Here is a 25,686-nt window from a genome sequence, read left to right on the forward strand (position 1 = left end):
GCGGGGCCGTTTCGCGGGCCCCGGCTTGCCAGCGCGAGCACGGCTAGGCCGGCTCCGAGATCTCGATGAGGTTCAGGTCGGGGTCACGCACATAGATGGAACGGATCTTCGATGTGGCACCGGTGCGCATCACAGGGCCTTCGGCGATGGGAACCGACAACTGCTGCAGATGCGCGATGACCTCGTTCAGAGGCACCGAGGCCAGAAAGCATAGATCCAGGGCACCGGGCACAGGAGTGTGGGCCTTGGGTTCGAACTCGCGCCCCTTCACATGCAGATTGATCTTCTGCAGGCCGAAGACAAAGGCCTTGCGCTCCACGGGCGGGGTGCCGCCGATGAAGGACTCCAGCCGCATGCCCAGGACTTCGGTGTAGAAGTGTATGCATTGGGCTTCGTTGGCCGTGGTGAGTACCAGGTGGTCAAGGTGGCTGATCATGGCAAGACTGCTCTGGATTGTGAAAACGAATGGGCTGCACGTTGCACTGGCCGAGTATGACCGCGCTGCAGCGGCAGGCATGGCGGCCCGCAAGTTCTGCGTTCAGAGGGGCGTTGGCGCGTCCTGGCGCATGACGCCCTGCAAAAACGCCTGCTCTGCAAGCTGCGCCAGCGGCGCGCGGGGGATGCGGCCGCGGCGCTCGCCGTCGATCAGCGCGATCACGGTTCCTAGCCAAAGCTCGGTCAATGTTGCTGCGCTGAAATCGATGCGGAATACGCCTTCCTGCTGGCCGCGCAGGAAGAAAGCGTCGACCTTGGGCTCCCAGATCGCATTTTCCTCCATGGGCTTTTCGACCTCGTTCCAGTAATAGGTCAGAAACAGCGTGAATTCGCGGTGTTCGAGATGCTTGGCATTGAGGCGCTTGAGGGCTTCGAGCACCGGTCCTTCCTCGATGCGGGCTTCGTCCAGTGCGTTGTCCAGCGTGCGCAGGCTTTGCTCCAGCAGGCGCTTGATCAGCAGATCGCGCGTGGGGCAGAAACGGTAGAGCGTGGCCTTGCTGATGCCAATGGCCTTGGCCAGCTCCTGCAAGGTGGCGCGTGGGTGGTTGACCAAGGCCAGGGCCAATGGGGGGAGGATTGCTGTGTTGTCGTGGGGGGCTGTTGTCATTCGTAGCTCCGGTTGGGGCGGATACGGATGAACCTATTTTGATTTAACCAGCGAGTCTAAAAGCAAGAGCTGGCAACTTTACACGCCAGCAAAATATAAAGAATCAATATAAGTCTTAATGAATCAAATTTGATTCAAAAAACTTTTTCGTGCATCATGCGCGTCTTTCAAGATTTGACAAGACTCAAAAGCCATGAAGACGAAAAGCCAGAATGTGCGTGCCTGGCCGGCCCTGGCCGCATTGGCGGCCGCAATGATGTTGAGCGGTTGCATCCAGTCGGAAGCGGGTGGCCAGCCCCAGGAGCTGCCGCAGGTGGATGTGGTGACCGTCAAGCCCAGGGCGCTGAGCCTCAGCGCTGAACTGCCCGGGCGGATCGAGCCTGTGCGCGTGGCCGAAGTGCGTGCGCGTGTACCGGGTATCGTGCTGAGCCGCCATTTCAAGGAGGGCGCCGATGTGAAGGCCGGCGAGGTGCTGTTCAGCATCGACCCGGCGCCGCTGCGCGCTGCGCTGTCGCGGGTTCGGGGCGAGCTGGCGCGAGCCGAGGCTGCGCTGTCGGAAGCGCAGTCCGTGGTGCACCGTTACGAACCGCTGGTGGCGCAGGAAGCCGTGAGCCGCCAGGATTTCGACAGCGCCAAGGCTACGCTGCACAGTGCCATGGCCACGCGTCAATCGGCCCAGGCCGAAGTGGAGGCGGCACGCCTGAACCTGGAGTATGCGACGGTGAAAGCTCCGATCGCCGGCCGCATCGGCCGTGCCCTGGTGACCGAAGGTGCCCTGGTTGGCCAGGGGGAAGCGACAGCGATGGCGGTGATCCAGCAGCTGGACCCCGTCTACGCCGATTTTCGCCAGTCTGCCGCGTTGGCCACGCGCTGGCGTGCCCGGCAGCTGCAGGGCCAGTCTCCACGCAACACTCCGGTGACGCTGGTGGCTGATGGTCTGGATCAGAAACGCCAGGGACGGATGCTGTTCTCGGATGTGACGGTGGATCGCGGTACCGGCCAGCTGGCGCTGCGCGGTGAATTCCCCAACCAGGATGGCTTGCTGCTGCCCGGCATGTATGTGCGCGTGACCCTGGGCCTGGGCGAGGATCCTGCGGCCATTCTCGTGCCTCAGCGCGCGGTGCAGCGCGGCGCCGACGGATTGGCCCATGTGCTGGTGCTCGACGAGCAGAACATGGTGCAGTCCCAGAAGGTGAGCACCGGTGCCATGTACGGCTCCGACTGGCATATCACCGAGGGCCTCGAGGAAAACGCCAGGGTGGTGGTCGGAGGCCTTGCGGCAGCCGTGCCCGGCACCAAGGTGCAGATCCGGGCGGCCGCTGCAGCTGAAACTGGCGTCGTCAAAGACTCTGAAGCCACTTCAAAAAAATGAGCAATATGCGCTGATTCTGAAAGCGCTGAATGCCAAAAAAGACAAGCCTTATTCAAGGATAGATGATGTCCCGGTTTTTTATTGATCGCCCCAAGCTGGCCTGGGTGGTTGCGATCTTCATCCTGCTGGCCGGCCTGCTGGCGATCCCGGCCTTGCCTGTGGCGCAGTTTCCCAATGTGGCGCCGCCGCAGATCTCCATCTCGGCAACCTATCCGGGGGCGTCAGCCACCACGGTGATGGAATCGGTGACCAGCGTCATCGAAGAGGAGCTCAACGGCACCAAGGGGCTGCTGTACTTCGACTCGTCCAGCGGCGCCACGGGCCTGGCCGAAATCACCGCTACCTTCGCGCCGGGCACCGATCCCGCACTGGCCCAGGTCGAGGTGCAGAACCGCATCAAGAAGGCCGAGGCCAGGCTGCCCGCCTCGGTGATGCAGATGGGCCTGCAGGTCGAGCAGGCCAGCGCCAACTTCCTGCTGATCTATTCGCTGACCTACAAGGGCGACGACAGCGGCAAGAACGAGGTCCGTCTCTCCGACTATGCGGTGCGCAACATCAATAACGAGATCCGCCGCGTGCCCGGTGTGGGCAAGGTGCAGTACTTTGGCGCCGATGTCGCCATGCGGGTCTGGGTCGATCCGCAGAAGCTGCTGGGCTACGGCCTGTCGGTCGCGGACGTGAATGCGGCCATTGCCGCGCAGAACGCCCAGGTGCCGGCAGGCAGCTTCGGCAGCCAGCCCGGATCGTCCGAACAGGAGCTCAGCGCCACGATTGCCGTCAAGGGCACGCTGAGTTCGCCCGAGGAGTTCGGCCAGATCGTGTTGCAGGCCAGGGCCGATGGCTCGGCCGTGCACCTGGCCGATGTGGCGCGTCTCGAAGTCGGCCAGCTAGATTACAGCTTCGCCTCGCGCGAGGACGGCCACAAAGGAGTGGCGGCCGCCGTGCAACTGGCACCTGGTGCCAATGCTATGCAGACCGCCAAGGCGGTCAAGGCGAGGCTAGCCGAGCTGTCGCAGAACTTCCCGGACGATATTCAGTACGCCGTGCCCTATGACACCTCGCGCTTTGTCGAAGTCGCCATCGGCAAGGTGATCCAGACCCTGGTCGAGGCCGTGGTGCTGGTGTTCCTGGTGATGTGGCTGTTTCTGCAGAACCTGCGCTATACGCTGATTCCCACCATCGTGGTCCCGGTGTGTCTGGCCGGCACCCTGGCGGTGATGTATGCGCTGGGCTTCTCGGTCAATATGATGACCATGTTCGGCATGGTGCTGGCCATCGGCATTCTGGTCGACGATGCCATCGTGGTGGTGGAGAACGTGGAGCGTCTCATGGCCGAGGAGGGCCTCTCGCCGCTGGCTGCCACGGTGAAGGCCATGCAGCAGGTCTCGGGGGCCATCGTCGGCATCACGCTGGTGCTGGTGGCCGTGTTCCTGCCTCTGGCCTTCATGAGCGGCTCGGTGGGCGTGATCTACCGTCAGTTCTCGCTGTCGCTGGCGGTTTCCATCCTGTTCTCGGGCCTGCTGGCGCTGACATTCACGCCGGCACTGTGCGCCACGCTGCTCAAGCCTGTTGCCGAGGATCACCACGAGGAGAAAAAAGGTCTCTTCGGCTGGTTCAACCGCCACTTTGCCAAGCTGACCGAGCGCTTTTCGCTGCTCAACCAGCGTCTGGTCAAGCGCACGGGCCGCTATATGCTGATCTATGCAGCCATCGTGGGCGGACTGGGCTTTGCCTACACGCGCATGCCCGAGTCCTTTGTGCCTTATGAAGACATGGGCTACTACATCGTCAGCGTGCAACTGCCCCCTGGTGCGACCGAAGCACGCACGGAGGCCGTGGTGCGCGACATGGAAGCCTATGTGCAAAGCCGCCCCGCCACGGCTCAGGCCGAGTTCCTGATGGGCTACAGCTTTTCGGGCATGGGGCAGAACGCGGCCATGGCCTTCGTCACGCTCAAGGACTGGTCCTTGCGTGGCAAGGGTCAGGCGTCGTGGGACGAGGTCCAGGCCTTCAATCAGCGCTTCGGCAGTCTGTCCGATGGTGCGGCCATGGCGGTGGACCCGCCACCCATCGACGGCCTTGGCAATTCCGGCGGCTTTGCGCTGCGTCTTCAGGATCGCGCCAGTCTGGGCCGCGAGGCCCTGGTTGCCGCGCGCGACGAACTGCTGAAGAAGGCCAATGCCTCGCCGGTGATCGCCTACGCGATGATGGAAAACCTCGAAGATGCGCCGCAGCTGCGCCTGGACATAGACCGGCGCAAGGCCCAGGCCCAGGGCGTGAGCTTCGCGAGCATCAGTGCCGTGCTGTCCACGGCCTATGGCTCGGCCGTGATCAACGAGTTTCCGAACGCCGGACGCCTGCAGCGTGTGGTGGTGCAGGCCGACACGGCCGCGCGCATGACGCCCGAAGCCCTGCTGCGCCTGTATGTGCCCAATGCCCAGGGCGAGCAGGTGCCGCTGGCCTCGTTTGCCAGCGTGGAGTGGGAGCAGGGGCCGGTGCAGATCTCGCGCTACAACGGCTATCCGGCCTTCCGAATCGCGGGCGACGCCAAGCCCGGCCACACCACGGGTGAGGCCATGGCCGAGCTCGAACGCATTCTGGGCGAGATGCCGCGCGGCATAGGTTACGAGTGGACGGCACTGTCCTATCAGGAAAAGGCCGCTGGCGCTCAGGCCCCCAAGCTGTTCGCACTGGCCATCGTGGTGGTGTTCCTGCTGCTCGTGGCCCTGTACGAAAGCTGGAGCATTCCCGCAGCCGTGATGCTGATCGTTCCCATAGGCGCGCTGGGCTCGGTGCTGGCCACTTCGGCGCTGGGTCTCTCGAACGACGTGTACTTCAAGGTCGGTCTGATCACCATCATCGGCCTGGCGGCCAAGAACGCCATCCTGATCGTGGAGTTTGCCAAGGACCTGCACGAGCGTGGCCATTCGCTGACGGAGGCCGCATTGCAGGCAGCCCGTTTGCGCTTTCGCCCCATCGTGATGACTTCGCTGGCCTTCATCCTGGGGGTGGTGCCGCTGGCGCTGGCCACCGGCGCGGGGGCCTCCAGCCAGGCCGCCATCGGTGTCGGCGTGATCGGCGGCATGCTCAGCGCGACCTTGCTGGGCGTGTTGTTCGTGCCCATCTTCTTTGTCTTCGTGCTATCGCTGCGGCGCAAGCGTCGCGCGGTGCCTCAGGAGAAAAATACAGACTCCGAAGGAGAATCCGCATGAACCGGCATGAAACCATGCGCAGGGCGGCGCTGACGCTGATCACCGCGGCACTGGCAGGCTGCTCTTTTGCACCGACCTACGACAGGCCTGCTGCGCCCATCCCTGGCAGCTGGAGTGCGGCCCCGGGAGCCACACTTGCATCGGCGCAGAGTTTGCACTGGAAGGATTTCGTGATCGATGAGCGCCTGCGCTCGCGTATCGAAACAGCGCTGGCCAACAACCGCGATCTGCGCCAGACGCTACTCAATGTGCAGACAGCACGCGCGGCCTATCGCGTGCAGCGTGCTGATCAGCTGCCCGGTCTGGAAGCGCAGGCCAGTGGCAACCGCCAGCGCCTGCCTGCCGACCTGAGCGGCACAGGAGCGGCCAGGGTGCAGAGCAACTATCAGGCTGGCGTCGGGTTGATGGCTTTCGAGCTTGATCTCTTCGGCCGCGTGAGCTCGCTATCCGAGGCTGCGCTGATGGAATACCTGGCTACCGAAGAGGCCGCGCGCAGCGTGCAGATCAGTCTGGTCGCCGAAGTGATCCAGGCCTCGCTGGCGCAGGACAGCGCGCGGCAGCGCCAGGCCCTGGCGCTGCGCACCTTGCAGGCGCGCGAGAAGGAGTGGCAGTTGATGAGCGAGCGCAGAAAGACCGGCACGGCCAGCCGCCTGGACGAGCAGGAGGCTCAAGGCCAGCTCGAACTGGCGCGCGCCGAAGTCGAGCGCTTGTCACGCGAGCTGCGCCAGGCGGCAAACGCGCTGGATTGGCTGGTGGGCGACGGCTCGGTCCAGGCGGCAGCGGATCTGAGCGCTGCTCCCCTGGTGCAGGAGATTGGTGCCGGTATGCCGTCCGATCTGCTGGAACAGCGCCCGGACATCCGTGCAGCCGAATACCAGCTGCGTTCGCGCAATGCGAGCATCGGCGCTGCGCGGGCTGCATTCTTTCCGCGCATTTCGCTCACGGGCTCCTACGGCTCGACCAGTGCCGAGCTCTCAGATCTGTTTGCCGGTGGCCAGCGCTCCTGGTCCTTCATGCCGCAGCTCAGCCTGCCGATTTTTGATGGCGGCCGCAATCGCGCCAATCTGGAGATCGCGCAGCTGCGCAAGGACATGGCGATAGCCGGTTACGAGCGCAGCATCCAGACAGCGTTTCGTGAAGTCAGCGACGCGCTGGCCTCCGTCGAGACCCTGAGGCGCGAGGAGCTGGCCCGCCAGCGGCTGGTGCAGACCAGCGCGAATACGCTCAAGCTCGCCGAGCTGCGCTATCGCGCCGGGCTGGACAGCCATCTGCGTTATCTGGATGCACAGCGCACGGACTTTGCGCAGCAGATGGCTCTGATCGAGGTCAGTACGCAGCGGCAAATGGCCCTGGCCACGCTGTTCAGGGCACTGGGCGGAGGCTGGCAGTCGCAGCAGGGGGCTCAGAGCTGAGTGCACCCAGGGGCGGTGCATCGGGTACCGCCCCCGAACCTCGGTGGGCAGGGTCCACCCCGTGAGCCGGAGATGGCTGCCAGGCAGGGCATCCCGGAAAAACCACAGCTATTTCAGCTTGCTTGTAGATCGATAATAATTCTCATTATCAAAATAAGTAAGCTGTTGTATCTTGTCATACCCATCCCACTCCTTGACCGACATGGCCGCGATCTATGGAGAGCATCACCCCTGGCTTCTTGGATGGCTGAGGCGCAAGCTAGGCGGGGCGGATCATGCCGCGGATCTGGCACAAGATACTTTTGTGAGAGTGCTGGCGGCCCAGGCCGAGCAGCGCGCGCTGGTATTGCGCGAGCCGCGAGCCTATCTGACCACGGTTGCGCGCAATCTGCTTATCAATCATGTGCAGCGGCTGTCGCTGGAACAGGCATGGCTGGACGCGATGGCCCAGCTACCGGAGCCCCTGGCGCCTTCGCCCGAGCAGCAGTTGCTGGTGCTGGAGGCATTGCATCAGATCGATGCCATGCTCAACGGCCTGCCACCCAAGGTGCGTGAGGCATTCTTGCTGTCTCAACTCGATGGCCTGACTTACGCGCAAGTGGCGCAGCGCCTGGATGTCACGGTCCGCACCGTCAAGCGCTATATGGCGCAGGCCTTCGAGCAGTGCATCTTGCTGGTGGTCTGAGCATGTCCGCTTCACCGTCCCCGACCCTGGCTATCGACCCGAGCGCAGCGCGGCAGGCAGCGCAGTGGCTGGTGCGGCTGCACGCCGATGAAGGCGATGCGACGCTGCAGGCAGAACTCATGCAATGGCGCAACTCTGACCCGCGCCATGAAATCGCCTGGCAGCGCGCCGAACGGGTGCTCGGCCAGTTGAATGCAAGCCGGGCCGGCAAGACGCTGGGTGTGCTGAGCGCGACGGCCCTGCGCGATGCGAGCCGGTCGCAGCGGCGTGCCGTCACGCGGCTACTGGCGACTGTGATCGTGGCAGGGCCTGTCAGCTATGGCGCCTGGCGTCTTGCGCCCTGGCATGAATGGTCGGCGGATATGCGTACCCACACGGGCGAGCGCCGTGAGTCGACGCTGGCCGACGGCAGCAGAATGCAGCTGGACACCGGCAGTGCCGTCGACATGGTGTTCACATCGTCGGAGCGACGCCTGATCCTGCGTGCGGGCGCCATCTGGGTACAGACTGCTGCCGATGCCGCGCAGCGGCCGTTTCTGGTCCAGACGGCGCAAGGAACGGCACGCGCGCTGGGAACGCGCTTTACCGTGCGTATCGCTCCGCCTTCTGCGCCGACGGACCGCAGCTCCCTGGTTGCGGTTCAACAGGGGGCGGTGGAACTGATCCCCGCCAACGGCGGCGCGGCGGTGCGCATCGATGCGGGGCAGCAGGCGCATATGAGTGCAGAGCATGTGGACGCGCCCGAAGCCGCCGGCCTTGACGCCGATGGCTGGACGGCAGGGGTGCTCTATGCAGAAAAGACGGCGTTGGGTGTCTTTGCTGCCGAGCTCTCGCGCTACCGTCCGGGCATTGTGCGCTGCGATCCGGCGGTGGCAGCCCTGCCGGTGAGCGGAGCCTTTCAGCTGCGTGATACGGACCAGGCACTGGCGGCGCTGGCGGCCTCCTTGCCCGTCAGGGTTCTGCAGCGCTCGCGCTACTGGGTGACCATCGTGCCACGCTGAGGCGCTCGATTTATTCCGCTTCCATGTCCCCTTTTGGCGGGACGCCGGTCATACAAGAAAGGCAACACATTTATCGGCGTTTTTAAGAAGGGTTACTCCATGGCCATGGCACAGCATTTTTGCGGGCAGACTTCGCTACTTTCCTCGTCCATCCTGTCCGTCGGCGGCCAGGGATTCAAACGGAGTGCCGTGCAAGCCGGGCTGATACTGCTGCTGGGCATGGCCGCTGCCGGCGGTGTTCAGGCTCAGTCTGGCCAGAGCTTTCCGAGTGAGTCGGAGCGGCGAGAGTACAGCCTGCCTCGGGGGCCATTGAGCCAGGCCCTGGCGCGTTTTGCGGGCGAGTCGGGGGTGACGCTGTCTGCGGACTCTGCACTTTCCGGGGAACTTCAGACTGCAGGTCTGCATGGCAGGTTCGCGGTCGCAGAGGGCTTTGCTCAGCTGTTGCGCGGCACGGGGCTAGAGGCTGTCCAGGCCCAGCCTGGCGTTTTCATCCTGCGCAAGAGCACTGCGGCTCCTGTAGCGGCCGGCACGGCCCCCAGCCTGGCGGAAGTGCTGGTGACTGCGCCGGCCGAGGTGTCGACCTTCTCGGAGGGCACGGGCTCCTATGCGGCACAGCTGGTCACCATCGGCAAGAGCGCGCAGAGTCTGCGCGAAATTCCGCAGTCGGTTTCCGTCGTGACACGTCAGATGCTGGAGGACCAGAATATCCAGAGTCTCGATGACGCCATGCGCACCGTGCCTGGCGTCACCGTGGAGCCCGGCAGCACCGGAGGCAATCATGGCAATTTCTATCTGCGCGGCTACGCGGTGGATACCGTGCAGGTGGACGGCATCAACAACCCGGCCAGCACAGGCAATGATCTTTCGAGCGGATTCGGCATGGCCATGTACGACCGTATCGAAGTCCTGCGCGGCCCTGCCGGACTGTTCCAGGGCGCCGGCGATCCTGGCGGCTCCATCAATCTGGTGCGCAAGCGCCCAAAGGCGCACAAGGAGTTCAGCACCCAGCTGTCGGCCGGTTCGTGGAGCCGCTATTACGCCGAGGCGGACATGACGGGGCCTCTGAGCAGTGATGGACGCATACGCGGGCGTCTTGTCACGGCCTACCAGGACCAGGGCTCCTTTGTGGATCATGTGTATTCCAGGAAGCCGCTGATCTATGGTGTGCTGGAGGCCGATCTCACGCCATCGAGCACGCTCACCGCCGGAGCCAGCCATCAGCAATACAAGGGGCGTCCCGCATTCGGGCTGCCGGCCTATCCGGATGGGCGCCTGCTGGACATTCCGCGCTCCAGCTATCTGGATCCCATCTGGAATCACATCACCGAACGCAATACCGAGTACTTCGCAGAACTGCAGCATCGCCTGGACAACGGCGGGCAGATCAAGCTCAACGCCAGCTACCGTGAGCAGGACGAGCCCTCGCGGCTGTTCGGCTGGTCGGACTGTGCAGCGGACCCCGCCAGCGGCGACAGCTGCCTCATCAGCTGGGCTTACCGTAGCCACTGGAAGACGCATGGTCTGGACGGTTTCATCAGCACGCCGTTCGCCGCTCTGGGTTCATCCAACAACGAGCTGACGCTGGGAGCAGACTATCGCAAGGTGCACAAGAGCTTCAAGTACGGCGGCGGCGATGGTGCTCCGATCAACATCTTCGATCCTGACAACAACGTTCCCAAGCCGACGAACTACAGTTTCTCCAATGGCAACGACAACCGCACGGAGCAGTACGGGCTGTATGGGCGGGTCAATCTGCGCCCGGTCGGCGGCGTGCTGCTCAGCATGGGTGGGCGCATGACCTGGTGGGATAACCATGCGGTCAATCGCAACGCCTATTTCAACCAGTTCTCCGAAACCAGCACGCGCATCAGCAGCAAGTTCACTCCTTATGCGGGTGTGGTGTTCGATCTGAGCGAGCAGCTGTCTGCCTATGCCAGCTACACCCGCATTTTTGCGCCGCAGACCGCCAGCGATGCCGACGGCATGACATTGCGTCCACGCGTGGGCCAGCAATACGAAGCAGGTGTGAAGGGCGAGTGGCTGAACAAGCAGCTCAATGCCCGTGCGGCGATTTTCCGCATGGAGGACACCAATCGAGCGATGACCGACCCGGCAAACCCGCTGTTTTCGGTTGCCGCAGGCAAGATGCGAAGCCAGGGGGTGGAAGCCGAAATCAATGGCCGCATCGCGGCGGGCTGGAATCTGGCTGTCGGGTATGCGTACACGCAGACCAAAACCCTGGAAGGAACGCCGGACGAGAAGGCCCAGCTCTATACCTTCATCGCTCCGCGCCACAGCTTCAATCTGTGGACGCGCTATCAGTTTGGTTCGGGTGCCCTGGAGGGCTTCAGCCTGGGGGGCGGTCTGCGCAGCACCAGCCGCATGTACCGCCTCAATGGCGATGTGAAGTTCTCGCAGGGGCCGGTGACCACGGCTGCGCTGCAGATCGGCTACCGCTTCAACAAGCATCTGGATGCAACGCTGACCGTCAACAATGTCTTTGACAAGGTGTATTACCAGCGTGTCTGGGCGGCCTATGGCTCCAACTACTATGGCGAGCCGCGCAATGTGATGCTGACGCTGCGCGGCAGGTTCTGAGCGCCTGGTTCAAGGCGAACCCTGGATCCGGCCTGCAGATGCCGTGGCCCGTGAAAGCCCGGGATGCAGCCCGGTTCTCGGGGCCTTGCTGGCAGGCAGATCGTGCGCTGCGTTTTTCAAGCCGGCCCGAAAATGGCCGGGCTCGACTTTTACGATTCGGGCCCCTGGCATTGGCCGGTGCCGGGCAGGATATGCAAGAGGCTATTACCGTACCGTGAATTCAAATCGCATTCACGGTCGAATACGCCAAAAAGAAAAAAGGCCTTGAATTGCTTCAAGGCCTTTTATCATTTGGCGGAGCAGGCGGGATTCGAACCCGCGGTGGGCTATTAACCCACACACGCTTTCCAGGCGTGCGACTTAAACCACTCATCCACCGCTCCACAGCGATCCCAAAAATACTTCATTGCTGAAGTAAAAAACCAAGTGTGGTCGACTTGATTTTTAAATCTGGCGGAGCAGGCGGGATTCGAACCCGCGGTGGGCTATTAACCCACACACGCTTTCCAGGCGTGCGACTTAAACCACTCATCCACCGCTCCGTGTGATGAAGCCGCTATTCTAACCAGAAATTTCGACCTCAAAATGAAAGTGCAGAAAGTTCTTTTCTGCACGGCGCATCAAGCGAGGCGGTCAGGCGTTCTTGCCCACCTGCACCATCTTCATGGCGGAGGCAATCAGGCCGGAGACTTCGGTCATGTTTGCAGGAATGACCAGGGTGGTGTTGGAGTCTGCGGCCACCTTGCTGTAGGCCTCCACGGCGCTTTCAGCCACCTTGAGCTGCACCGCCTGCTCGCCGCCGGGCTGGCGGATGGCCGTGGCCACGCGCTCCAGCGCCTGTCCGGTGGCTTCGGCCACGGTGGTGATGGCTGCGGCCTCGCCCTGTGCCTTGTTGATGGCAGCCTGCTTTTCGCCTTCGGAACGGGCGATGAAGGCCTCGCGCTCGCCGGTAGCGATATTGATCTGCTCCTGGCGGCGACCTTCGGACGCGGCGATCAGGGCACGCTTTTCACGCTCGGCCGTGATCTGGGCCTGCATGGCGCGCAGAATTTCAGCGGGCGGTGTCAGATCCTTGATCTCGTAGCGCAGCACCTTCACGCCCCAGTTCAGCGCGGCTTCGTCGATGGCATTGACGACCTGGGCGTTGATCATGTCGCGTTCCTCGAAGGTCTTGTCCAGCTCCAGCTTGCCGATCACGCTGCGCAGCGAGGTCTGGGCGAGCTGGGTGACGGCCATGATGTAGTTGGACGAGCCGTAGCTGGCGCGCATGGGGTCGGTGACCTGGAAGTAGAGAATGCCGTCCACGGTCAGCTGCGTGTTGTCGCGCGTGATGCAGACCTGGCTGGGCACGTCCAGCGGAATTTCCTTGAGGCTGTGCTTGTAGGCGATGCGGTCCACGAACGGGATCAGAAAGTTCAGGCCGGGCGTGAGCGTGCCTGCATATTTGCCCAGACGCTCCTTGACCCATGCATGTTGCTGGGGAACCACCTTGATCGAGCGGACGATGAAGATGACGGCAATGATGGCGATGGCGAGAGGGACTGCGTAATCCATATTGTCTCCAGCCCTTGTGGGGCGTTGATGTGAAGAAAGAGAGCGAGGCGTTCCAGCGCCCAGCATAACCATGCCGGGGCTGAGCGGTGATCAGATCTTGTCAACCAGCAGCCGGTTGCCGATGACTTCGGCCACGCGGTGGGGGCCGGGAATGGGCAGCGCGCCCTGGCGTCCCATGACGGTCCAGGTGGCGCCTCGATAGCGGACCTGGGCCGTGCCGTCGGTGTTCCACTGCTCCACGACCACGGTTTCACCCACATCCATGTTGACATCGCGATTGCTGGAGGCGGGCTGTCGGCGCGGGCTGCGCTTGCGCAGCAGATAGCAGACGAGGACGGCGCCCGAGCCCAGCAGCGCTGCAGTGACGATCTGGCTGTTGGTGCCCATGCCGAAATGGGCACAAAGCGCACCGGCAATGGCGCCAAGGGCCAGCATGAGGAGATAGAAAGTGCCGGTCAACAGCTCCGCAATGACCAGCAAACCTGCAAGCAACCACCACGCGGTGGAGTGATCCATACCTGAGCTCCTCTTAAGGCCTGTATTTAGTGCACCACATTCTGGGTTAAAAACAGCCTGTTTCAAAGCCGCAATAAGGATATTCCTTACACTTCGCGGCTGTTTCGTTTTTTAGGCCTGATTGGTACGGAGGCTGTTCATGAAGTTTCGCTTTCCCATCGTCATCATCGACGAGGACTATCGTTCCGAGAACACCTCGGGACTGGGCATTCGCGCCCTGGCTCAAGCCATTGAAGAAGAGGGCTTTGAAGTCCTGGGCGTGACCAGCTATGGCGACCTGTCGCAGTTCGCACAGCAGCAAAGCCGGGCCAGTGCCTTTATTTTGTCGATCGACGACGAGGAATTCCAGCTCGGCGGCGACAAGGACCCCATCATTCACAGCCTGCGCGACTTCATCGGTGAAGTGCGCCGCAAGAATGAGGAGGTGCCCATCTATATCTACGGCGAGACCAAGACCAGCCGTCACCTGCCCAACGACATTCTGCGTGAGCTGCATGGCTTCATTCACATGTTCGAGGACACGCCCGAGTTCGTGGCCAAGCACATCATCCGTGAAGCCAAGAGCTACCTGGAGAGCGTGCAGCCCCCGTTCTTCAAGGCACTGCTGGACTACGCCGAAGACGGCTCCTACAGCTGGCACTGCCCCGGTCACTCGGGTGGCGTGGCCTTTCTGAAGAGCCCCGTGGGCCAGATGTATCACCAGTTCTACGGTGAGAACATGCTGCGCGCCGACGTCTGCAATGCCGTGGAAGAGCTGGGCCAGCTGCTGGACCACAACGGCGCCATCGGCGAGTCCGAGCGCAATGCGGCACGCATCTTCAATGCCGATCACTGCTACTTTGTGACCAATGGCACATCGACCTCCAACAAGATCGTCTGGCACCACACCGTGGCACCCGGCGATGTGGTGGTGGTGGATCGCAACTGCCACAAGTCCATCCTGCACTCGATCATCATGACGGGTGCGATTCCGGTGTTCCTCAAGCCGACGCGCAATCACTTCGGCATCATCGGACCGATTCCGCAGAGCGAGTTCTCGGTCGAGTCCATCCAGGCCAAGATAGCCGCCAACCCCCTGCTCAAGGGCGTGGACGCCAAGGCCGTCAAGCCCCGCGTGCTGACGCTGACGCAGTCCACCTACGACGGCGTGCTCTACAACACAGAGACCATCAAGGGCATGCTGGACGGCTATGTGGCCAATCTGCACTTTGATGAGGCCTGGTTGCCCCACGCTGCCTTCCACCCCTTCTATGGCAGCTATCACGCCATGGGCAAGAAGCGCAAGCGTCCGGTGCACTCGGTGGTCTATGCCACCCAGTCCATCCACAAGCTGCTCGCCGGCATCAGCCAGGCCTCGCATGTGCTGGTGCAGGACAGCCAGACCGAGAAGCTGGACCACCCGCTGTTCAACGAGGCGTATCTGATGCACACCTCGACCAGCCCCCAGTACAGCATCATCGCCAGCTGCGACGTGGCTGCCGCCATGATGGAGCCGCCCGGCGGCACGGCCCTGGTGGAAGAGTCGATTGTCGAGGCACTGGACTTCCGCCGTGCCATGCGCAAGGTGGAAGACGAGTTCGGTGACGACGACTGGTGGTTCGAGGTCTGGGGCCCCGAAGCCCTGGCCGAGGAAGGCGTGGGCACGGCCCAGGACTGGATCATCCGCGGCACGGACGCATCGACCAAGACCCGCTCCAAGAAGAACGGCAAGGAGTTCGACAACTGGCACGGCTTTGGCGATCTGGCCGATGGCTTCAACATGCTGGACCCCATCAAGTCCACCATCGTCACGCCCGGCCTGGACCTGGACGGCGACTTTGCCGACACCGGCATTCCCGCGTCCATCGTCACCAAATACCTGGCCGAACACGGCGTGGTGGTCGAGAAGACGGGTCTCTACTCCTTCTTCATCATGTTCACCATCGGCATCACCAAGGGCCGCTGGAACACCATGCTGACGGCGCTGCAGCAGTTCAAGGACGACTACGACCGCAACCAGCCGCTGGCGCGCATCCTGCCCGAGTTCTGCCAGCAGCACCGCCGCTACGAGCGCATGGGCCTCAAGGACCTGTGCCAGCACGTGCACGAGCTGTACGCCAAGTACGATATCGCACGCCTTACGACCGAGATGTATCTGTCGGATCTCAAGCCCACGATGAAGCCCTCGGATGCCTATGCGCATATCGCGCAGCGCAAGACCGAGCGTGTGGAAATCGACCATCTGGTCGGCCGCACCACCGTGGGTCTGGTCACGCCTTACCCGCCCGGAATTCCGCTGCTGATCCCCGGTGAAGTCTTCAACAAGAAGATCGTGGACTACCTGGTGTTCGCGCGCGAGTTCGCCAAGGAGTGCCCGGGCTTCGAGACCGACATCCATGGTCTGGTGGAGCTGGAAGACGAAAACGGTGAGATCCGCTATTACGCCGACTGCGTCGCGGAGACCAAGTCCGTGCCCGCCAAGAAGGCCCCCGCGGCCAAGAAGCCTGCAGCCAAGTCCGGCGCGGTCAAGGCGGCAGCCAAGCCCGCGGCGAAGACGGCGGCCAAGGCCGTAGCCAAGCCTGCGGCAAAGCCCGCCGCCAAGACGGGCAAGGCTTCGCCCAAGGCTAAGGCTTCTGCGCCTGCCGACATGGATGTGCGCGTGGCCGGAACCGCCGCCAAGCCGGCCCGCAAGGGCAAGAAGCCGGTGCAGGTGGGCGATGCCGGACCGTTTGGTCGCACGCTGTGACGCACCGATGATTCGTTGACGCGAATCGCTGTGCCAAGACAAAGCCCGGGGTGCTCTGCATGCCGGGCTTTTTCATGCCGGATATGAAAGAGGTCATGCGTTCACCACTGTCGATGACTGCTGCAGACCAGCGCCTGTGGCGGGTTCCGGCCGCCTGCAGCCTGGCCTGGGCGCTGTTCATGCTGTGGGGTTGCCTTAATGAAACCGGCGCCAGCGGCGGCCTGATCCTGAGGCTGTTCCCGTTTCTGAATGGAATGGCGTATGCGGACAAGCTGGTGCATGCGAGTCTGCACGGCGTGCTGGCCACGCTATTGTGGTGGGCGGCAGTGCTGCGTGCGTGCAGTCTGGGTCGGGCCTGGACGCTGGCGCAGGCCGCATGCGTGGTGGGGCTGTGCGCGGCCTATGGCGGCCTGATAGAGGGTCTGCAGTCGTTTCTGACTGTCACGCGCGGCGCTGAATGGCTGGATGCGCTGGCCAACACCTTGGGCGCCGGCCTGGCCGCGCTGTTCTGGCAGAGGCTGGGGTCACGGTGGCTGTATCCACCAAAAATGTAGCAGCTACCGCTTTGTCTCACTTGTTTTCAAGGTCCATTCATATGGAAAACAAGATGAGGCAAGCGGAAGCTGCTTTTAATTGAATAGCGTCATTCCAGTGTGATCTTCGCGTCGCGGATCAGCGCGGCCCAGCTGGCCTGCTCCTTTTGCAGATAGGCCTGGGCGTCCTGCAGGCTGCCGCCCATGGGCGTGCTGCCTTCGGACTGCAACTGCTTGAGCACGGCGGGGTCCTGCAGCCCGGTGTTCACTGCGGCATTGATCTTCTGCGCCAGCGCGGCAGGCGTGTTCCTGGGGGCCACGATCAGCTTCCAGTCCACGGCTTCAAAACCGGGAAAGCCGGACTCGGCCACGGTGGGGACCTGGGGCAGGATGGCTAGACGCTTGGCCGAGGTCACGGCCAGTGCGCGCAGGCGCTGGCCCTTGATCATGGGGTAGACCGCCTGGGGCGTGCCGAACATATAGTGGGTCTGCTTGCCCAGCAGATCGGTCACGGCCGGCGCGGCGCCCTTGTAAGGCACGTTGAGCACATCGATCTTGGCCTTGTAGGAAAGCATTTCCCCCGCCAGATGACCCACGGTGCCCGTGGACGCCAGGCCTTGCTTGATGGCGCCGGGCTGGGCCTTGGCCGCGGCAATCAGGTCCTGCAGCGATTTCCAGGGCGAATCGGCGGGCACGACCAGCACCACAGGCTGCGAGGCCACCAGTGCCACGGGAAGCAGATCGGTCTTGGCATTGAACGGCATGCTGGGCAGCAGCGAGGGATTGATGGCCAGATTGGCGGTCTGTCCCATGCCGAAGGTATAACCGTCGGCCGGTGCCTTGGCGACGGCATCAAGTCCGATATTGCCGCCCGCACCGGGCTTGTTGTCCACCACGATGATCCAGCGATTCGCGGTCGCCATGCGCTCGCTGATCTGGCGTGTCACCGTGTCGGTGCCGCCGCCAGGCGTGAAGGGCACGACCATGCGGATCGACTTGGCGGGCCATTCCCCGGGCTGGGCGCTGGCGCTGCCGCTGGCAACCGCCACGGCCATCAGCGCGCAGGCTGCAATGGCCTGGCGGCGGTTTGCCGGTCGTGCTGCGCAATGGAGGAAAGAGCTGTGTTTCATGGTTTTGTCTCCTGGTGGCTGGAAATTGGGGGTAAGGAATCCCCGCAGGGCGTGCATGGGCGCCCTGTTCTGGGGTGTGCTGAAGAAAGCGGGGCCGTGGCCCCGCGGGGTCGCTCAGTCGGGCAGGCCCTGTGCCAGTGCCTGGGCCTGATCCTGGCTGTAGCCCAGGGCGGTCAGAATCTCCAGGCTGTGCTCGCCGAGCTTGGGTGGCGAGAGACGCACCTGCAGATGCTTGCCGTCCAGGGTCAGCGGCAGCAGCACGGTCTTGCTGTCGCGGCCGTCGGGCAAGGTGATGGGGGCCAGCGCACCGGTGGCGTTCAGGTGCGGGTCTTCGAGCAGGTCGTGCGGACGGGCGATGGGCGCAAACGGCAGGCCCTTGTCCTCGAAGACCTGGGCGATATGCGCTGCGCTGTATCCGGCCATGGTTTCGCGCAGCAGCGGCATCAGCCAGCTGCGGGCCTGCACGCGGTCGTTGTTGCTGCCAAGGCGTGGATCGTCACGCAGCTGGGCCAGGCCGAAGGCATCGCAGAACTCGCGCCATGCGCCGTCGCTGACCACGGCCAGAAAGATCTGCTCGCCGCCCTGGACTTCGAACACGTCGTAGATCGCCCAGGCCGAGATGCGCGCGGGCATGGGGGCTGCGGGCTTGCCGGTCACTGCATACTGCATCATGTGCTGGGCGATCAGGAACACATTGTTCTCGAACAGTGCGCTTTGCACTTCCTGGCCCTTGCCGGTCTTTTCGCGCTGGGCCAGGGCCGCCATGGCTCCCATGGCACCGAACATGCCGCCCATGATGTCGTTGACGCTGGTGCCCGCGCGCAGCGGGTCGCCGGGGCGGCCCGTCATATAGGCAAGGCCCCCCATCATCTGCACCACCTCGTCCAGGGCCGTGCGGTGCTCGTAGGGGCCGGGCAGAAAGCCCTTGTGGCTCACATAGATGAGGCGTGGAAACTGCTGCTTGAGGCTTTCATAGTCCAGGCCCAGCTTGGTCATGGTGCCGGGCTTGAAGTTCTCGGTCACCACATCGGCCGTGGCGATCAGCCGCAGCGCGGCTTCCTTGCCCTCGGGGGTCTGCAGATCCAGCGTCAGGCTTTTCTTGTTGCGGTTGAACAGCGGGAAAAAACCCGAGCCCGAGCCCAGCAGCTTGCGCGTGGCATCGCCGTTGCGGCCGTGGCCCACGGGCTCGACCTTGATGACTTCGGCGCCCAGGTCGGCCAGCATCAGGCCGCAGCTGGGGCCCATGACCATATGGGTGAATTCCACCACGCGGATGCCGGCATAGGGCAGGGGAGCAGCGCCGGTGCTGGCGGATTCGGTTGAGGAGTGCATATTCATCTCTTGTGGTGCCCGGCTCGTCGGCGAGCCGAGGCGTGATCAGTAACGGTGAGGCACAAAGCCCTTGGGCAGGCCCGCGGGTGGCAGCATGCCGTACAGCGCCTCCCCCGGCAGGCCGGCGGCCAGCGTTTCTCGCGCAGCAAGCAATCGTTCAATGTCAATGCCAGTGCGCAGACCCATGGCTTCGAACATGAAGACCAGATCTTCGGTCACCACATTGCCCGAGGCGCCGGGGGCATAGGGGCAACCGCCCAGTCCGGCCTGGGAGGCGTCGAAAGTGCGCACGCCCGCCTCATAGGCAGCCAGGCAGTTGGCCAGGCCCAGGCCTCTGGTGTTGTGCATATGCGCGGCGCCGGCCTTGTCGCCGAGTTCGCTGCGCAGGCGCGTGAACAGGCGCTTGACCTGGGCCGGGTTGGCCATGCCGGTGGTGTCCGACAGCCCCGATTCGTCGGCGCCGGCGGCCACGCAGGCTGCAGCCAGAGCGATCACCTCGTCCTCGGGTACCAGGCCCTGCAAGGTGCAGCCGAAAGCGGTGGATATGCCCGCCTCGATATGCACGGCAGGGGCGATCTCATCGCGCAGCCTGGCGATGGCGCGCACTTCCTCCACCATCTGCGCGGGTGTCTTGCGCACATTGGCCATGGAGTGCGCGGGGCTGGCGGATACGGGCAGCGTGATCTTGTGCGCGCCGGCGCGGATGGCGGCTTCGGCCCCCTTGAGATTGGGCACCAGGGCCATGATGGTGACGCCGGGGTGGGCGGTGGCGTGGCGCACGACTTCGGCGGCATCGGCCATCTGCGGCAGCAGCTTGGGCGAGACAAAGGAGCCGACTTCGATTTCCTGTACGCCCGCTGCCACCAGGGCATCGATCCAGGCATATTTATGGGCCGTGCTCATGGTGGCCGAGACCGACTGCAGGCCGTCGCGGGGGCCGACTTCGCTGATCAGGAGATCGAAGCGGTGGGGGAATGACATGGTTGCCTCACTTGGATTTCATGCTTGCATTGCGGCTGGCACAATGTTTTAATGATGTTCTATCTGATAGAACTTAATTCTTTCTATTGAAATATTGCCTTGCGTCCTGATGCCCTGTCAAGCTGAGGGACAGGAGTTTTTATGCCGCGTAAATCCCTGAATGAATCCGTAGCCGACGAGAATGCCGCGCCTGGCGGTGTGGCCGCAGTGGACCGCGCCCTCAGCGTGCTGAGCGCATTCCAGGATGGCGATGCCGCGCTGAGTCTGGCCGAGCTGGCCGAGCGCACGCGTCTTTACAAGAGCACGGTGCTGAGATTGCTGGCCTCTCTGGAGCATGGGGGCTGGGTTCAGCGCCAGGATGACGGGCGCTATGCGGTGGGCTCGGCCGTTGCCAGGCTGCATGCGGTTTACGAACAGAGCTTTTCGCTGGACAAGCTGGTCATGCCGGTGCTGCGCGCACTGGTTCAGGCCACTGGCGAGAGCGCTGCCTACCATGTGCGCCAGGGGCGCGAGCGTCTGTGTCTGTACCGCGTGGATTCGCCGCACCCGGTGCGCGATCATGCGCGCACCGGCGATCTGCTGCCCCTGGACAAAGGCGCGGGCGGGCGCGTGCTGGTTGCCTTCGATCCGGAGCTGGGGGACTGGTTGAAGAAAAATCGCAACCACTATGCGCGTGTACGGGCTGATGGCTACGAAGCCCTGGTGGGTGACAGGCATAGCGAGATCGCCGGCATCTCTGCACCGGTTTTTCGCCGCAGCGGCGAGCTGGCGGCCGCCCTGACGCTGACCATGCCAGCGCATCGCTATGACGAGCGCTATGTCAAAAACGTGCTGCAGGCCGCGCGCGACCTGGGGGCGCAACTGCCGTAGCCGCTGATGTCGCGGGATTCAGGCGCATGGTCGATGGTCGCAGGCAACGATGAAGTTGTGAGTCACGGGCTTGCCGGCTCGGGCTGAAAGCCCAGCTCGCTGCGCACCCGCATAAAGCGGGCAAAGCGCGGCAGGCCACTTTTTTCATGCAGGCCTTGGTAGCGATAGGTGACCCAGCTGCCGAGCGGAGGCGGGCTTTTGCGCATCTGGGCCGTCAGCCCGGAGCCCAGTGAAAACTGCCGACCGTCCGGGGTCTGCACCAGCAGCGCCCCCGTCATGCCCTGCCATTGCCCGCGTCCGCTTTTGTAGCCTATGACCCGGGCTTCGGCATCATCGAAGGGCTTGAGCTTGAGCAGATCGTCGCTGCGGCCCGAGCGATAGGGTGCGCTGCCCTTGTGCAGCATCAGACCCTCGCCGCCGCCTTTGATGACGGTACTCAGCCATTGCTGCAGCTCCGCCTCCGAGCCCAGCTTGCGCTGCTCCACCATCTGCACCCAGTCCTGGGCAATGGCGTCCACGGTGCGCTGCAGCAGCGGCAGGCGCTGGTCAAAGCTGCCCGGAGCTGCGGGCAGATCGAACACCATGAATCTCATCTGGCGCCAGGCTCGGTCGTCCGGTATGGCCTGCGCCGTGGTGGACTGGGCATGGGCAAACCGGCCGCGTCCGGCCCAGAGCTCGCCATCCATGGGGGTGGCTGGCCAGTCCCGGACAAACCACTCAGGCGCCGCGATCCGCTGCCCGCCACGGCTGACGAGCTGGTGGCCGTTCCAGTAGCCGCGCACGCCGTCCAGCTTTTCGCTGACCCAATAGTCCTGCAGCGGCAGGCCGCTGCGCCAGACCTGGGCCAGCATCAGCGAAGGTGGCTGTGCCGTGGTCTGGGCCAGCACGGCAAAGCCAAGACAGAGACAGGCACAGACCAGCCAGCGGACGCATTCCTGCAGGGGGCGGTGCCGTGGTTCAGGCATGGCTATCTCCCGGTAAAGAGGCAGCTCATGCTAGAGCGCGAAGCCCGTGCTGTCGATGCGGGCACGAACCCTTATCAAAAAACGTAGCTGTCAGCGCTTTATCTATAAGGGTTTTCGGCGATTTCATAAAAAAGCCGCTGCAGCCAGGCAGCGGCTTTTCCTGGGGCAAGGCCTTCAGTCGCGGCTGATGACCGCGCAGGCGATGCGCGCGCCGGCATTGCCTGTGGGCTGGGTGGTGTAGTCGTCGGGCTGGGCATGGACGATGACCGCACGGCCTATGACATTGCCGGGGCCGGCCAGCAAGGTGATGTCTGCCGACTGTACGTTGACGGTGGCCACGCCGTTGGAGTCGGCCTTCAGGCTGGGCAGATCGCCCATGTGGTGCTGGGTGGAGTCATATTTGCCATGCGGATTTCCCGAGGGGTTGAAGTGGCCCGCAGCGGCATTGCCGTTGTCACCGCAGTCGCCCTTGTCGTGGATGTGAAAGCCGTGCTCGGAATTGGGCTTGAGGCCGTGAATCACGGCGTTGATCACGACCTGCTGACCGGTCTTCTGGGTGAATTTCACATCGCCGCTGACCTTGCTGCCCGAAGTGGCCTGCAATCTGGCGATGGCCTGGGCGGGCTGGGGTTCGGGGGTGCTGCAGGCCGTCAGGGCAGCAGCGGATGCGGCCAGGATGAGAAAACGATATGGCATGTAAGCTCCTCTTGAGTATTCGTCAGAACCGTAGATAAAACACTGTGAACCATAGCGTCAGTGCTCTGCCGTGCTTGTAGGGCAAGGGCCAAGATGTCGCGCAAGGCGCCAAAAAACAAAGCCCCGCAGGCTGCTGAGGCCTGCGGGGCTGGTGTCGTCAGAAGCGATGGGCTCAGACCTGATCGGCCGACAGGCCTGCGGTCTGGCTGAAGCCGCCGTCCACATAGGTGATCTCGGCGGTCACGCCGGAGGCCAGGTCGGACAGCAGGAAGGCCGCGACATTGCCCACGTCTTCGATCGTCACATTGCGGCGCAGGGGCGCGGCATCGGCCACGCGGCCCAGCAGCTTGCCGAAGTCCTTGATGCCCGAGGCTGCCAAGGTCTTGATGGGGCCGGCGGAGATGCCGTTGGCGCGGATGGCGCGGCCGTCGGCCGTGCGGCCCACGGCTTCGGCCAGGTAGCGCACCGAAGCTTCCAGCGATGCCTTGGCCAGGCCCATGGTGTTGTAGTTGGGGATGGAGCGCAGGGCGCCCAGGTACGACAGGGTCAGCAGCGAGGACTTGTCGTTCAGGTAAGGCAGGGCAGCTTTGGCCATGGCGGGGAAGCTGTAGGCGCTGATATCGTGGGCGATCTTGAAGTTCTCGCGGCTCAGGCCGTCGAGGAAGTTGCCGGCAATGGCTTCGCGGGGTGCAAAACCGATGGAATGCACAAAACCGTCGAACTTGCCCCAGGTGGCACCCAGGTCGGCGAACAGCTTTTCGATCTGGGCGTCGTCGCCCACGTCGCAGTCGAACACCAGCGTGGAGTTGAAGTCGGCCGCGAACTCGGTAATGCGGTCCTTGAAGCGTTCACCCACATAGCTGAAAGCCAGTTCTGCGCCTTGCTCATGGCAGGCCTTGGCAATGCCGTAGGCGATGGAACGGTTGGACAGAACGCCCGTGATCAGCAGCTTTTTACCAGCGAGAAAACCCATTGTTGTTCTCCAGAGAAAATTGAAAGAGGGAACTGCACCATCTGTGGCAGCGGCGCAATCTTTGAAAACGTATCCGCTCGAACTGGGTGCGAATCAGTCGGGGTAGGGCAGAATTGTCGCATGCGCCATTGGATGATTTGTTCAGCCCTGATTGTCAGCAGCCAAGTTGCCACACCCGCCCTGGCGGCACATGGCTATGCGCTCTGGGGTCAGCCCAAGTACGCGGCCGACTTCAAGCACTTTGACTATGTGAACCCTCAAGCGCCCAAGGGTGGAGAGTTGCGCATGGTCAGCAATCTGCGCTATTCGACCTTCGACAAGTACAACCCCTTCACCATCAAGGGCTCGCCGCCTGCCTATCTGGCGGACATGCTGTTCGAGACCTTGCTCGCACCCAGCCTCGACGAGACGGCGTCGGGCTATGGCCTGCTGGCCGAGGATGTGGATGTGGCGGCCGATGGCCTGTCCGCCACCTTCAAGCTGCGCAAACAGGCGCGCTTTCACAACGGCAAGCCGGTGCTGGCTCAGGATGTGAAACACAGTTACGAGACGCTGCTGAGCAAATATGTCTCGCCCGGCTACAAGACGCTGTTTGCCGAGGTGGCGGCCTGCGATGTGCTCGACGAGCGCACGGTGCGCTTTCGCTTCAAGAAACCCAACCGCGATCTGCCGTTGACCGTGGGTGCCTTGCTTCCCGTGTTCAGCCGCGACTGGGGGCTGGGGGCCGATGGCAAGCCCAAGGCCTTTGATCAGGTCGTCACGGATATTCCGATTGGCAGCGGCCCTTACAAGATCGGTCCGGTCAAGTTCGGCAAGGACATCAGCTATGTGCGCGACCCGGGCTACTGGGGGGGGACCCTGCCGGTGCGTGTCGGTCTGGCCAATTTCGACCGCATCACCATCAAGATCTACAAGGACAACACAGCCCGGCTGGAGGCCCTCAAGGCCGGCGAGTTCGACCTCATGCGTGTCAACAGTGCGGGCGACTGGGCCAGGCGGTTGACGGGCAGGCGCTTTGCTTCGGGCGAGCTGGTCAAGGGTACATTCGAGAACAAACTGCCCTCGGGTTTTCAGAGCTTTTTCCTGAATACGCGGCGTGAGCAGCTCAAGGATGTTCGCGTGCGCGAGGCCCTGGGCCTGGCTTACGACTTTGAGTGGATGAGTCGTCAGATGTTCTATGGCGCTTATCAGCGTGTGCATGGCTTGTTTGGCAACACCGCTTGCGAGACGCGGGGCGAGCCCAGCGCAGAAGAGCTGGCTTTGCTCAAACCCTATGAGGCCAGCCTGCCGCCAGGCACGTTGGGGCCCATGGCCCAGCCGCCACGCACCGATGGGCCTGATGGCCTGCGCGGCAATCTGCGGCGTGCGCAGAAGCTGCTGGCGGATGCGGGCTGGACGGTCAAGGACGGTGCGTTGCGCAACGCCAAGGGCGAGCCCATGGTGCTGGAGTATCTGGACAGCGGCGACAGTGCGCGTCTGATCAGCTCCTGGTCGCGGAATCTGGAGAAGCTGGGCATCACGCTCAAGCTGCACAATGTCGATTTTGCGCTCTACCAGCAGCGGCAAGACAAGTTTGATTTCGACATCATCACGCTCAATGTGCCGGGTACACACAACCCGGGTCAGGACTATGCCGAGCTGTTTGGCAGTGCCTCCGCCGATCAGGAGGGCGGCTTTAACTTTCCCGGGGTGAAAAGCAAGGCGGTTGATGCCATCATTGCCCGCATGGCTGCCGCCAAGTCCGAGCAGGATATGCTGCCCGCCTGCCACGCGCTGGAACGCATCATCGTGCACGGCCACTACCTGATCCCCCAGTACTACTCGGGCACGCACCGCATGGTCTATGACGCCTGGAGGCTGGCGCTGCCAGGGCAGATTCCGGCCTATTCGCCGGGCGAGCTATGGGCTGTCTATGCATGGTGGTCCAAGTAAAGTGGCCCCCACGCTCCACCGTTGCACGGGTCGCTGCCCCCCAAGGGGGCTGGCCCTGCTTGGGGCGGCCCGGCGCAGCGGCCCAGGTAAAGTGGCC

Annotated in this window: 20 protein-coding genes and 2 tRNA genes; 10 read left to right on the top strand and 12 right to left on the bottom strand. The window is 63.2% G+C overall.

Going from position 1 to position 25,686, the window contains the following annotated elements; translation table 11 throughout:
* Window positions 1–43: 43 nt before the first annotated feature.
* A complete protein-coding gene (locus tag ACLBXN_RS05650; RefSeq protein WP_447611443.1) occupies window positions 44–436 on the bottom strand; it encodes a VOC family protein in 393 nt (130 codons plus the stop codon).
* Between the two features lie 102 nt (window positions 437–538).
* Complete coding sequence (locus ACLBXN_RS05655) at window positions 539–1,102, bottom strand: TetR/AcrR family transcriptional regulator (protein ID WP_343677885.1); 564 nt, start codon at window positions 1,100–1,102, stop codon at window positions 539–541.
* A 193-nt stretch (window positions 1,103–1,295) separates the two neighbouring features.
* Between ACLBXN_RS05655 and ACLBXN_RS05660 the strand changes: the two genes are divergently transcribed.
* From ACLBXN_RS05660 to ACLBXN_RS05685, 6 genes are all read left to right on the top strand, one after another.
* A complete protein-coding gene (locus ACLBXN_RS05660) occupies window positions 1,296–2,474 on the top strand; it encodes an efflux RND transporter periplasmic adaptor subunit (RefSeq protein ID WP_447611444.1) in 1,179 nt (392 codons plus the stop codon).
* A gap of 65 nt (window positions 2,475–2,539) precedes the next feature.
* Complete coding sequence (locus tag ACLBXN_RS05665) at window positions 2,540–5,686, top strand: multidrug efflux RND transporter permease subunit (protein WP_447611445.1); 3,147 nt, start codon at window positions 2,540–2,542, stop codon at window positions 5,684–5,686.
* Window positions 5,683–7,098: an efflux transporter outer membrane subunit gene (locus ACLBXN_RS05670; protein WP_447611446.1), complete on the top strand. Its 1,416-nt coding sequence runs from the start codon at window positions 5,683–5,685 to the stop codon at window positions 7,096–7,098. The genes ACLBXN_RS05665 and ACLBXN_RS05670 overlap by 4 nt, the downstream gene beginning before the upstream one ends.
* Before the next feature lie 202 nt (window positions 7,099–7,300).
* Window positions 7,301–7,783 carry a sigma-70 family RNA polymerase sigma factor gene (locus tag ACLBXN_RS05675; RefSeq protein ID WP_034369408.1) on the top strand — a complete coding sequence of 161 codons (483 nt, stop codon included), beginning with the start codon at window positions 7,301–7,303 and terminating at the stop codon, window positions 7,781–7,783.
* Between the two features lie 2 nt (window positions 7,784–7,785).
* A complete protein-coding gene (locus ACLBXN_RS05680; protein WP_447611447.1) occupies window positions 7,786–8,784 on the top strand; it encodes a FecR domain-containing protein in 999 nt (332 codons plus the stop codon).
* Between the two features lie 105 nt (window positions 8,785–8,889).
* Window positions 8,890–11,382, top strand: a complete 2,493-nt coding sequence (locus ACLBXN_RS05685; protein ID WP_447611448.1) for a TonB-dependent siderophore receptor — start codon at window positions 8,890–8,892, stop codon at window positions 11,380–11,382.
* A 292-nt stretch (window positions 11,383–11,674) separates the two neighbouring features.
* Here ACLBXN_RS05685 and ACLBXN_RS05690 read toward each other — a convergent pair.
* The 4 genes from ACLBXN_RS05690 to ACLBXN_RS05705 all read right to left on the bottom strand — a co-directional run bounded on the left by ACLBXN_RS05690 (window position 11,675) and on the right by ACLBXN_RS05705 (window position 13,452).
* Window positions 11,675–11,765 (bottom strand) — tRNA-Ser (locus ACLBXN_RS05690).
* A 68-nt stretch (window positions 11,766–11,833) separates the two neighbouring features.
* Window positions 11,834–11,924 (bottom strand) — tRNA-Ser (locus tag ACLBXN_RS05695).
* Between the two features lie 91 nt (window positions 11,925–12,015).
* Window positions 12,016–12,936, bottom strand: a complete 921-nt coding sequence (locus ACLBXN_RS05700; protein ID WP_003080523.1) for an SPFH domain-containing protein — start codon at window positions 12,934–12,936, stop codon at window positions 12,016–12,018.
* A gap of 90 nt (window positions 12,937–13,026) precedes the next feature.
* Window positions 13,027–13,452, bottom strand: coding sequence for an NfeD family protein (locus tag ACLBXN_RS05705; RefSeq protein WP_167010338.1), 426 nt, complete (start codon window positions 13,450–13,452; stop codon window positions 13,027–13,029).
* A 139-nt stretch (window positions 13,453–13,591) separates the two neighbouring features.
* Between ACLBXN_RS05705 and ACLBXN_RS05710 the strand changes: the two genes are divergently transcribed.
* A complete protein-coding gene (locus ACLBXN_RS05710) occupies window positions 13,592–16,177 on the top strand; it encodes an Orn/Lys/Arg family decarboxylase (RefSeq protein ID WP_447611449.1) in 2,586 nt (861 codons plus the stop codon).
* Window positions 16,178–16,272: 95 nt separating this feature from the next.
* A complete protein-coding gene (locus ACLBXN_RS05715; RefSeq protein ID WP_447611450.1) occupies window positions 16,273–16,731 on the top strand; it encodes a VanZ family protein in 459 nt (152 codons plus the stop codon).
* Window positions 16,732–16,820: 89 nt separating this feature from the next.
* On the opposite strand, the gene ACLBXN_RS05720 is transcribed toward ACLBXN_RS05715, so the two are convergent.
* The 3 genes from ACLBXN_RS05720 to ACLBXN_RS05730 form a co-directional block, all read right to left on the bottom strand.
* Window positions 16,821–17,765, bottom strand: coding sequence for a Bug family tripartite tricarboxylate transporter substrate binding protein (locus tag ACLBXN_RS05720; RefSeq protein WP_447611614.1), 945 nt, complete (start codon window positions 17,763–17,765; stop codon window positions 16,821–16,823).
* 189 nt (window positions 17,766–17,954) lie between these two features.
* Window positions 17,955–19,172, bottom strand: a complete 1,218-nt coding sequence (locus ACLBXN_RS05725) for a CaiB/BaiF CoA transferase family protein (protein WP_447611451.1) — start codon at window positions 19,170–19,172, stop codon at window positions 17,955–17,957.
* Window positions 19,173–19,217: 45 nt separating this feature from the next.
* Complete coding sequence (locus ACLBXN_RS05730; protein WP_343677895.1) at window positions 19,218–20,153, bottom strand: hydroxymethylglutaryl-CoA lyase; 936 nt, start codon at window positions 20,151–20,153, stop codon at window positions 19,218–19,220.
* Between the two features lie 141 nt (window positions 20,154–20,294).
* Here ACLBXN_RS05730 and ACLBXN_RS05735 point away from each other — a divergent pair, with 141 nt between their 5' ends.
* The gene (locus ACLBXN_RS05735) at window positions 20,295–21,023 is read left to right on the top strand and encodes an IclR family transcriptional regulator (RefSeq protein WP_343677896.1); all 729 of its coding nucleotides are present in this window, start codon (window positions 20,295–20,297) and stop codon (window positions 21,021–21,023) included.
* Window positions 21,024–21,085: 62 nt separating this feature from the next.
* On the opposite strand, the gene ACLBXN_RS05740 is transcribed toward ACLBXN_RS05735, so the two are convergent.
* The 3 genes from ACLBXN_RS05740 to fabI form a co-directional block, all read right to left on the bottom strand.
* Window positions 21,086–21,988 (bottom strand): DNA ligase, encoded by a 903-nt coding sequence (locus ACLBXN_RS05740; RefSeq protein WP_447611452.1) that lies wholly within the window; start codon window positions 21,986–21,988, stop codon window positions 21,086–21,088.
* A gap of 174 nt (window positions 21,989–22,162) precedes the next feature.
* Complete coding sequence (locus tag ACLBXN_RS05745) at window positions 22,163–22,684, bottom strand: superoxide dismutase family protein (protein ID WP_003056373.1); 522 nt, start codon at window positions 22,682–22,684, stop codon at window positions 22,163–22,165.
* Between the two features lie 172 nt (window positions 22,685–22,856).
* Window positions 22,857–23,657, bottom strand: coding sequence for an enoyl-ACP reductase FabI (gene fabI, locus ACLBXN_RS05750; RefSeq protein WP_211455895.1), 801 nt, complete (start codon window positions 23,655–23,657; stop codon window positions 22,857–22,859).
* Between the two features lie 120 nt (window positions 23,658–23,777).
* Between fabI and ACLBXN_RS05755 the strand changes: the two genes are divergently transcribed.
* The gene (locus tag ACLBXN_RS05755) at window positions 23,778–25,589 is read left to right on the top strand and encodes an extracellular solute-binding protein (RefSeq protein ID WP_447611453.1); all 1,812 of its coding nucleotides are present in this window, start codon (window positions 23,778–23,780) and stop codon (window positions 25,587–25,589) included.
* Window positions 25,590–25,686 lie beyond the last annotated feature (97 nt).

The sequence above is a fragment of the Comamonas sp. C24C genome, from assembly GCF_053345995.1.